This window comes from Mycobacterium sp., assembly GCF_025965855.1.
GTDB lineage: Bacteria > Actinomycetota > Actinomycetes > Mycobacteriales > Mycobacteriaceae > Mycobacterium.
On sequence record NZ_JAOPWB010000183.1, the window covers coordinates 32,102 to 42,107 of the forward strand.

A 10,006-nucleotide genomic window follows, 5' to 3' on the forward strand; every position below is an offset into this window, starting at 1 on the left:
TGAAAGCAGGTTGAGCCTTGGGAGGGATCGACGATCTGTGGCGCTACGACGGCCGCCGTGCGGTGGTGACCGGATGTGCGTCGGGCATCGGCGAACACGTGGTGCGCCAGCTCACCGAGCTCGGGGCCGAGGTCGTCGGGCTGGACAAACGCCGGCCGGCGATCAAGCTCAACGAGTTTCATGATGTCGACCTGTCCGACCAGGGGTCGATCGATCACGCGGTAGCGTGCATCGACGGCCGGGTCGATGCCCTTTTCAATGTCGCCGGCGTCTCTTCCGGGATCGGCAACCCGCCTCTTGTCGTCACCGTCAACTTCCTGGGCCTCCGGCACGTCACCGAGGCGCTCGTCCCGAAGATGGCCGCGGGATCGTCGATCGCGAGCGTTTCGTCGCTCGCGGCGGCCGGATATCGGGAACATCTCCGGTCAGTGGCGCCGCTGCTGAACACCGCGACGATGCAGGAGGGTATCGATTGGTGCCACCGCCATCCCGATGCGCTGGCCGGTGGCGGCTACCAATTGTCCAAGGAAGCGATCATCCTGTACTCCATGCGTAGCGCTGCGGCCCTTGGTGCCCGCGGAATCCGGATCAACTGCACCGGTCCTGGAGTCACCGAAACGCCGATCCTCGATCAGTTGCGGACCGCGTATGGGCAGGGGTTTCTCGACGACATACCCAAGCCGCTGGGACGGGCTGCCGAATCCGCCGAACAGGCATCGGTCTTGCTCTTCTTGAATAGCCGGGCGGCCAGCTATATTTCGGGCCAGGTCGTGTGGGTCGACGGTGGAAACGTCGGCGCCGCCATTGCTCGTGAACTCGAGGAAGGGCGGCCTTCGTGGCTAGCGTGACCGACTTCCGGCGGGCCGCCCGCGACGTCTCCAACTGGGGACGGTGGGGAAGCGATGACGAGCTGGGGACCCTGAACTTCATCACCGCGGAGAAGGTTGCGCAAGCCGCAGGCCTGGTCCGGCACGGCAAGGTCTTTTCGCTCGGTGTGGACTTCGGCGCGTCGGGTCCGCAGGGCGCCTTCGAGTTTCGGCACAACCCCGTGCATGTCATGACGGTGGACGGCGGCGATGTCAACACGCTCGCCAGATACGGGTCCGACTGGGCGCGCAACCCCCTGGCCCAGCAGCTAAGCGGGTATTTGACCGCCGACAATCCGTTCCGCTTCAACGACGACATGATCATCATGCCGTTGCAGGCGGCCAGCCAGTGGGACGCCCTGTCGCACGTCTACTACGACGATCAGCTCTATAACGGCTTCCCGGCGGATTCCGTGACCAGCATGGGGGCCTACCACTGCGGGATTGACAAGGTCGACGGCAAAGGCATCACGTCGCGCGGGGTGCTGCTGGACCTCGTTCGCCATCGCGGCGCGGAGGTCTTCCTCGAAGCCGGAAACCCAATCACACCTGAAGAACTGGATGATGTCGTTCGCGCGCAGGGGGTGAGCGTCGGCCGGGGCGACATCGTGTTGATCCGGACCGGCTGGTGGACAAGGTTCCTGGCGACCGGCAACAAGATGGAAGGCTACTCCGGGCTGGACTGGCGCTGCGCCTCGTGGCTGCACGATCACGAGATCGCGGCGGTCGCGGCCGACAATCTCCAGGTCGAAGATCTGGTATCCGGCGTCGAGGGGATCACCTTCCCCCTGCATCTGCTTTGCCTACGTGACATGGGGCTGATGTTCGGCGAGTACTGGGACCTCACCGCGCTGGCGGACGACTGCGCCGCCGACGGCGTGTACGAGTTCCAGCTCGTCGCGCCACCCCTGAGAGTCGTTGGCGCCGTGGGCTCCCCGGTCAATCCGATCGCGATCAAGTAGAGAAGACGGGCGATTGGAGATTCATCGCAAAACCCTGCTGGTTGACGGCCTGGTCACCAGCTATCTGGAAGCCGGCGACGGCGACCCGGTGGTGCTGCTGCACGGCGGCGAGTTCGGTGCCAGCGCCGAACTGGGCTGGGAACGCAACGTCGCCGCCCTCGCCGTGCGCCACCGAGTGTTGGCGCCGGACCAGCTGGGGTTCGGGCAGTCGGCAAAGGTCATCGACTTCGTCGACGGCCGAGGGATGCGGATTCGGCACGTGGCGCGTTTCTGCGAGGTGCTCGGCATCGACTCGGCCCACTTCGTGGGCAATTCGATGGGGGCCATCAACCTGCTCACCGACGCCACCTCGGAAGGGCCACGGCTGCCGATTCGCACCTTGGCGGCCATCTGCGGCGGCGGGGAGATCCAGCAGAACCGGCATTTCGATGCGCTACAGGAGTACGACGCGACGCTGCCGGCGATGCGGCGCATCGTCGAGGCGCTGTTCTACGACCCCGGCTACCCCGCGGACGAGGACTACGTGCGCCGCCGCTACGAGTCGAGCACCGCGCCCGGCGCGTGGGAGGCCGTGGCGGCGGCGCGGTTTCGCCGCCCCCAGGACTCCAAGCCGGCTTCGACGCCGTCGAGCACGCGGGCCTACGAGCGCATCGACGCCCCGACGCTCGTCGTCGAAGGGGGCGACGACAAGCTCCTCCCGTCCGGCTGGGCCGCTCAGATCGCGAAACAGATCGACGGTGGCCGCTCGGTGGTGGTGGCCAAGGCCGGTCACTGCCCGCAAATCGAACAACCCTCGGCAGTCAACGAGTTGCTGCTCGACTTCTTCGCCACCGCCTGAATCAGAAGACGTAGTCCAGCCGGGTCTGCATGCCGGCTTCCTGGTGGTACGTGTTGTGGCAGTGCAACTGCCACAGGCCCGGGTTGTCGGCGACCAGCACGGCGAGCACTTTCTGCTTGGGCAGCACGATGACGGTGTCCTTGCGTGCGCCGGGACTGCCGTCGGCCTTGATCAGCTGGAAGGTGTGGCCGTGCAGGTGAATTGGGTGATACATCATTGTGGGGTTGTCGAACGTGATGGTGGGCCGTTCGCCCTCTCGGACGTGCAGCGGATCCGTCTGGCTGTAGGGTTTCCCGTTGATCATCCAGTTGTATTGCATCATGTTGCCGCCCAACATGACCGAAAGATTGAGGTCGGGCTGCGGTGGACCCAGGTTGACAGGTGTTGTGGCCGTGAACATTTCGATGGTGCCGAGTCGTTGGTTGAGTTCGGCTGGTTGAAACGTCGCGTCGGGTGGGCCGCCGGTCCCGGTGGACAGCACCGCGCGTGTCAGATCGTTCGTTCCCCTCCGCACGCGCGACCAGCGGGAAGACGCCGTCGGCGGCGGTGACGATGACGTCGTAGCGTTCGGCCATGCCGATGAGCAGGGCGTCGACCTGGGTGGGTACGACGGGGAAACCGTCGGTATGGGTGACCGTCATCGAATGGCCGGTCAGCGCGACACGGAACGCGGTGTCGGAGCCGGTGTTTATGAAACGGATCCTGATGCGCTGGCCCGGCTTAGCGTTGAAGGTGGTGGGCGCCGCCGGAATCCGGCCGTTGATCAGATAGTACGGGTAGTCGATGTCACCGGCGTCGCCGCCAAGCAGGTCGCTTCTACCGCCGCCGTTCCCGGACATCCCAGACGTCGCGGTCGTCGAGGTTGTTGAAGTTGTGGGGGTCATCGATGTTTTGGCGGTCGTCGTCGGCATATTCGACCGACTCGGCTTGTTTGGACTGGTTAACTCGCTGTAGAGCTGCTGGGGACTCTTGCCGACGCCATCGGTCCAATCATCGAGGACGACAATCCATTCGGCGTCGTAGTTTCCCTCGGCCGGGTCATCGACGATGACCGGCAGATAAAGACCCATGTCAGCGTCCAGGCCGGTGTGCGGATGCCCCCAGTAGGTGCCCGAATTCGGGACCGAGAACCGGTAGGTGAAATCCTGGCCGGCTGGGATGTTTGGGGTGGCGGGCGCGGCGCCGTCCATATCGTTGCGTAGCGCGATGCCGTGCCAATGCACCGACGTCGCGACGCCCAGCCGGTTTGACACGGTGACGACGAGCTCGTCACCGACCTTGGCCCGGATCAGCGGTCCCGGGATAGCGTTGCCATAGGCCAACGTGCGGACGATGGGTCCGCCCAGATCGATCTGCGCCTGCTGGGGCGCCAGGCTGGCGGTCACGGTGCGTCCACTGTGCGGCCGCAGCGCCTCAGCTGCGGCGATGGCGCCGGCCATTCGGGCGGACGCGCCCGATACCTGGGACTTGGATTGGCTGCAGGCAGCCAGCGCCAATCCGCCGCCGATGCCGGCGGCTATGAAGCCGCGCCTGGGTCAGCCGTGCCCTGTCGAAGGGGACCCCGCTTGCGGGTTGAGCAGGCATTGACCACCCCCCTCGTCTCCGGTCGGTTCGCCATCAATGCCGCCCCAGCGCGGCGCCACCTCGTCGGCCATAGCGTAGACGTCAGCGGGCACGGTGACATCGTCCTGAATCGCCACGGCATCGCGGCCGGCCGCTTTGATCGTTGCGACCGGTGGCATCAGCGTTGACCTCCCCTTCGGCTGCCACGTTGGGCGCCTAATGCGCACCACTGGGTTCCCGGGCGGCCAACCAATCGCTGAACCGGGTGGAGTAGATCGTCGCGCCCTCGCTGTCGAGGGGAACGATGCTGTGCTCGTCGATCATCGCACCGAAATAGCGAGCGGTGGGGTCGGTCACCAGCTGGCGTCGATCGCCGGAGACCGCAAAACGGTTGCGGATGAAGTCGTCCATGCCCAGCTTCTCGGGGCCTGCGATATTGGCGATTCCGTTGAGCGGTTGGCCGATCGTCGCGCGGGTGACGGCCGTGGCGACGTCCTGGGCGGCGATGGGCTGGAACGCCCCGTGCGGCAGGCGGACCGTGTTGCCGTCGGTTGCCGAATCGGCGATGCCGTCGACGAATTCGAAGAACTGGGTTGCCCGCACGATTGAATACGGGAGTCCCGATTCCTGGATCAGCTTCTCCTGGGCAACCTTGGCCCGCATGTAACCGCTCTCCTGGGTACGGTCGGCACCCACGATCGAGAGGGCGACGTGGTGCCCCACACCGGCCGCCCTCTCCGCGGCGAGAAGGTTTGTGGTCGAGGTGGTGAAGAATTGCAGCACGGGTTCGTCGTCGAAAGACGGCGAGTTGGACACGTCCACGACTGTGTCCGCACGGGATACGGCATCGGCGAGACCTTCGCCGGTGACACTGTCGACACCCGAGCGCGGCGAGGCTGAGACTGCCTCGTGTCCCAGCTGGGTCAGATTGGCGATGACCTGCGAGCCGATAAGGCCACTGCCGCCGATAACTATGACCTTCATGACCTGGGCCCTCCCGAGGTGTGCGTTGAACTGATCAATTCAGCATCGCACCTATGCTCGAATCCCCGAAGGCCGTAGAAACTGAAAAGATGTCGGGTGCCGCTTAAATCAATTGCTTGACTTAACACCGCAGACGCCGATTAACTCGTCGTGTGGTCAACGAACTGGCGGGCAAGGTGGCCATCGTCACCGGTGGAGCCTCCGGTATCGGACGCGGCGTGGCGGAGAGGTTTGTGGCCGAAGGCGCGCGGGTCGTCATCGCCGACGTCGAAACCGACAACGGGCAGGCGCTGGCGGCAGCGCTGGGTCCGGACGCTGTTTTCCGGCGGACGGACGTTTCGGAGCCCGAACAGGTCGGGGCGCTGGTGGCCGCGGCCGTCGAGAAGTTCGGCGGTCTGCACGTGATGGTGAACAACGCCGGCGTCTCGAGCAAGATGCATCGCCGATTCCTCGACGACGACCTCGCCGATTTTCACCGCGTCATGGCGGTCAACGTCCTGGGTGTGATGGCGGGGACCCGAGATGCCGCTCGGCACATGGCCGCCAACGGCGGGGGATCGATCATCAACGTCAGCTCGATCGGTGGAATCCAGGCCGGCGGCGGCGTGATGACCTACCGCGCCTCCAAAGCGGCGGTCAACCAATTCACCAAGTGCGCAGCAATCGAGTTGGCCTACTACGAGATTCGGGTCAACGCCATCGCGCCCGGCAATATCCCCACGCCCTTGGTGGCCAAGTCCGCGCTGAGCATGGACGCCGAGGAGATCGAGCGGTTCGATGCGGCGATTCGCCAAACGATGCGGGCCGACCGGCCGCTGAAGCGCGAGGGCACGCCCGAGGACATCGCCGAGGCGGCGCTGTATTTCGCCGGCGAGCGGTCACGCTATGTCACCGGGACCGTGCTGCCGGTTGACGGGGGGACCGTGGCGGGCAAGGCGATCCGGTCCAAGAAGCGGGAGGGCTGACAGTCTGGCTCTGCTGGTCGGCTGGTTTCGCCGGGTCGGGGGCAGGTCGACCTCTTTGTTGCCGCTTCGGCGTTGATGCCGAACGTGAGTCCGTCGTCAACCATCGACAGCCTGGGGCCGTCCGCGCTATTTGGTTACTGATTCGCATTCGGCGGAACATTTCTCATCGTTGTGCACCGCGAAGTAGCGGCTAACGGAAATCGCTTATGGGTGTTAGCGGTAATGACATGGGCACCCTGGAAGACAATCCTCAAAGGCGTCCCTGCACGGGGCTTTTGGCACCGTCAACCAACTGGACGCGAAGCTCGTTTTCGCGGACGGCGCGTGCGACCCTGAGCCACGACAGCGACGGTCCGGAGACAAATTGTCGCCTGCGTCGGTGGTTCACCAGACTGACCCGGTTGGATGGAAGCGACGAAATGATGGGAAAAGCGATGGGTGATAATTCCCAGGTGGCGCCGCCGGACCCGGGGTTTCGAACAACGTCACCCGAGCAGGCGATTCACCTCTGTGAAACGGCCTTCTATCCACATCGGCTCGGACTACTAGGTCCGACGAACAGCTTCGGCCTGACTCAGCGCGCGACCCGTGTGGGGCCGATCACTGTGGGCGACATCACCTACGACACAGACGTTGCAATCAATTTCGACGAGGCTCGCGCCAGCTACCATGTCTGTGTTCCCCTCAAAGGTTCGCTTGAGTCGCGGCATCGGGGACAGCAGCTGACTTTGACTCCCACACTGGGCGGAATATACCGGCCCGACGATGGGATAACGGTGACCCGGTGGCCTGGGGGCAGTCGACATCTGGCGGTGAAGATCGACCAAGTCGCAGTCGACAGGACACTGCAGACTCTGGTCGAGGGCCCGGCAGATTTCCCGATCGCCTTCAACGCGACACTGCCGCTGAAAGCCGGTGCTGCACACGATTGGGTGCGGCTGGTGCTGATGATGCACCGTCAGCTCGAGTGCCCGGACAACTTGATGCAGCATTCGCTGGTCTGGGACCCGTTGGTGGAAAGCCTGATCCACGGCTTGCTGCTGGTGGCCGACCACCCATATCGTCAAGCACTCGCCGCACCCGCTGACCCTGGTCGGCCGGCAGCGGTCCGTGACGCGATGGACATCATCGAGACCGGCCCGCACCTTCCGTTGACCATCGCGACCCTGGCGAAGCAATGCCACGTGAGCGTCCGCACGCTACAGCAGGGATTCAAGCGTCACCTGGGCATGTCACCGATGACTTATGTCCGCGTGGTGCGGCTCCGCCGCGCCCACCGCGATCTACGGTCCGCGGATCCCTCCCACAACACCATCGCCTCCATCGCGAACCGCTGGGGGTTCACCCACCTCGGCCGGTTCGTCGCCGTGTACAAAACGATGTACGGCCAAACACCGCTGCAAACCCTGCGCGCCGCACACTGATCTCCGCCAAACCCAAGCGCTTTCGTTAGCGCACGGCCGAAGTGCATCGCGCCAACCTCCGCCAAACGCGAATCATTAGCCAAATAGCGCGAACCCGCCGGCCGTCGGAGGAACCCCGCCGACACAGCGCCTAGCTTCGCCACTATGGAACTTCAAGATCAAATTTTGGTCGCGCATGCTCGGGCCGCCGCGATAGCGGCATCGACGTAGTCGCCAAAGCTCACGTTGCATGTCAATGCTGCACTCTCGCTGCTGATTCAGCCGAGAGCGCGGCTTCCCCAGCACATCGGAATGAGACGAGAATATGAACACGAGTCCCAACGAAACCATGGTCCATGGAGATGATTTCGCCGAACGCGTCCATCGCAATCAGCAGCAAGTCGAGGCGAGGGGTGCTTTGGTTCGTGCGCTTGGCGCCTTCGAGCGGATGTATTACCGGTTCTCGCAGAAGAGCACGTTGCACTTCTGCATGGTGGCCGAGCTAGCTGAGGACCTGGATCCGGCCGCGCTTGATGGCGCCCTACTCGCCGTGCAGCAGCGCCACCCGCTGTTGAACGTCCACATCGAGGATCACGCGCAGACCCGGCTAGGGTTTTACCCCCCGGCTAGCGTGCCGCCGATCCCGGTCACCGTCGTCGACGCCGCGCCGGCCCGCAGTTGGTGTGATGTTGTCGCCGATGAACTGACGCGCCCATTTGACACTTCGCGCGCGCCGATGATCCGGATCGTGCTGCTGCGCTCAGGGCTAAGGAACCCGGGTGCGATCATCGTGACCGCCGACCACACCATCGCCGACGGGCTCTCTTCCCGATCAATCCTGCGGGACTTGTTCTCGGCCCTCAACGGACACGAACTGCAGGCGCTGGCTGCCCCGCCCTCACAGGAGGAACTGATCGCCCGCCTGCGCGAAGCCCAATCGGCCGCTGCGCCGGCTACGAACGGTCAGCCGCAACCGACGCAGCCGCAGTGGCTTGCCACCCCGGGCGCGATTCGGCGCTTCGATGGCGCCGTGCCCCACCTCAGCGCCATCTCCCTGGACGAGGACCTCACCCGGCGGCTAATCGGCCGCGCCCGCGCCGAGCGCACCACCGTCCACTCCGCGCTGGTCTCGGCGATGAGCCGGGCAGTCATCGAGTCAGGCCGTAACGAGTTCGTCCGGATGTTGAGCCCGATCGAAATCCGAAGCCATATCGGCGTCGACGATGACGTCTGCCTGTACATCACCGCGACTCGCACGGCGTTTGCCCGCGAGCAGCTCACCGACCTGTGGGACATGGCCCGGATCGTCGGCGACCAACTCGCCGTTGCGCGTTCGCTACCGGCGCTGCTCGGCTCGTCCGCTGCCACCGAACAGTTCATGCCCGTCGGTGCGACCCCCGAGGACGCAGAGGCCTTCATGCTTGCCGCGCACAGCTTCGAGGCGATCGCGACCAACCTCGGCGTCCTGAACATGGGACCGCCAGAGACTGTACGACCGGTGGCGATCTGGGGGCCGGCGGTTCTGGGTCAGGTCCAGGGCGAGCTGAACACCGGCATCTGCACCTTCAACGGCCAACTACGCATCGTCAGCGCCAGCCACGACCCGCTCCCGAACTACCTCGACCGAGTCCGCGACGTCCTCGACGCCGCCTGCTGAGGGCGCGGTCATGGACCGATCCCAGCGGCCGGCTGCGCCGCGCAGCTGGGTCCCCGCGAATTGTTGACGGCGACGGAGGTCAAGGATGCACAATCGTGATTACCGCACCCGGCGCGGTCTAGGGCCATGACCGTTCAGCCAGGTTTCGACAAGCTCTACCGCGGCGAGTCCAGCTTCGAGGGCGGACCCAAACCCGCTGGTATTCCGTGGGATATCCACCAAGCGCAGCCCCGGCTGATGGAGCTGGAGGCACTTGGCGGCATCGCCGGCGAGGTGCTCGATATTGGCTGCGGCCTGGGTGACAACTCCATCTTCCTGGCCTCCCGCGGTTACTCGGTGACCGGGCTGGATGGTTCCACGGCCGCGATCGAGCAGGCCCGCAGCCGTGCGGCCGAAGCCGGTGTCACGGTGACCTTCGGTCTGGCCGATGCCACCAACCTCACTGGCTACGACGGAAGGTTCGACACGGTGATCGACAGTGCGCTCTACCACTGTCTCGACGACAACGGTCGACAGGCCTACGCCGCCGGTCTTTACCATGCGACCCGCCCGGGCGCGCGCTGGCACCTGTACTGCTTCTCCGACGGCAACGTCAACGGCATGATCGCGCCGATGGGAGCCGCGCCGGAGGTGGTCGAGGCCCTCCTGCACGGGCCTAGAACCATCGGACAGAACATTCGCGACACGCTCACCGCCAACCGCTGGCGAATCAACTTCTTCGGCCCGACCACCTACCTGGCCGATGTGAGCGCGTTCACCCCCCACCTG

General features: G+C 64.9%; 9 protein-coding genes and 1 pseudogene. 7 read left to right on the forward strand and 3 right to left on the reverse strand.

Annotated features, from left to right (window positions below; all coding sequences use genetic code 11):
- The first annotated feature begins 17 nt into the window (after positions 1-17).
- From JWP83_RS15565 to JWP83_RS15575, 3 genes are read left to right on the forward strand one after another with little or no spacing between them, the layout of a single operon-like run.
- Positions 18-848 carry a coniferyl-alcohol dehydrogenase gene (locus tag JWP83_RS15565; RefSeq protein ID WP_297731459.1) on the forward strand — a complete coding sequence of 277 codons (831 nt, stop codon included), beginning with the start codon at positions 18-20 and terminating at the stop codon, positions 846-848.
- Positions 836-1,828, forward strand: coding sequence for a cyclase family protein (locus JWP83_RS15570; protein ID WP_297731461.1), 993 nt, complete (start codon positions 836-838; stop codon positions 1,826-1,828). Before JWP83_RS15565 ends, JWP83_RS15570 begins: the two co-directional genes overlap by 13 nt.
- Before the next feature lie 13 nt (positions 1,829-1,841).
- Complete coding sequence (locus JWP83_RS15575) at positions 1,842-2,666, forward strand: alpha/beta fold hydrolase (RefSeq protein WP_297731463.1); 825 nt, start codon at positions 1,842-1,844, stop codon at positions 2,664-2,666.
- Between the two features lies 1 nt (position 2,667).
- Here JWP83_RS15575 and JWP83_RS15580 read toward each other — a convergent pair.
- The 3 genes and pseudogenes from JWP83_RS15580 to JWP83_RS15590 all read right to left on the reverse strand — a co-directional run bounded on the left by JWP83_RS15580 (position 2,668) and on the right by JWP83_RS15590 (position 5,213).
- Positions 2,668-4,250: pseudogene (locus JWP83_RS15580) on the reverse strand (multicopper oxidase family protein).
- Positions 4,202-4,408 (reverse strand): hypothetical protein, encoded by a 207-nt coding sequence (locus tag JWP83_RS15585; RefSeq protein WP_297731465.1) that lies wholly within the window; start codon positions 4,406-4,408, stop codon positions 4,202-4,204. The pseudogene JWP83_RS15580 and the gene JWP83_RS15585 overlap by 49 nt, the downstream one beginning before the upstream one ends.
- Before the next feature lie 37 nt (positions 4,409-4,445).
- The gene (locus JWP83_RS15590) at positions 4,446-5,213 is read right to left on the reverse strand and encodes an SDR family oxidoreductase (RefSeq protein WP_297731468.1); all 768 of its coding nucleotides are present in this window, start codon (positions 5,211-5,213) and stop codon (positions 4,446-4,448) included.
- Between the two features lie 152 nt (positions 5,214-5,365).
- Between JWP83_RS15590 and JWP83_RS15595 the strand changes: the two genes are divergently transcribed.
- From JWP83_RS15595 to JWP83_RS15610, 4 genes are all read left to right on the forward strand, one after another.
- The gene (locus JWP83_RS15595) at positions 5,366-6,178 is read left to right on the forward strand and encodes an SDR family NAD(P)-dependent oxidoreductase (protein ID WP_297731470.1); all 813 of its coding nucleotides are present in this window, start codon (positions 5,366-5,368) and stop codon (positions 6,176-6,178) included.
- A 434-nt stretch (positions 6,179-6,612) separates the two neighbouring features.
- On the forward strand, positions 6,613-7,602 hold the full coding sequence (locus tag JWP83_RS15600) for an AraC family transcriptional regulator (protein WP_297731472.1): 990 nt from the start codon (positions 6,613-6,615) through the stop codon (positions 7,600-7,602).
- Between the two features lie 304 nt (positions 7,603-7,906).
- Positions 7,907-9,238, forward strand: a complete 1,332-nt coding sequence (locus tag JWP83_RS15605) for a hypothetical protein (protein ID WP_297731474.1) — start codon at positions 7,907-7,909, stop codon at positions 9,236-9,238.
- 126 nt (positions 9,239-9,364) lie between these two features.
- Positions 9,365-10,006, forward strand: a 642-nt coding sequence (locus JWP83_RS15610) for a class I SAM-dependent methyltransferase (protein WP_297731476.1), incomplete at its 3' end; no start/stop codon positions are given.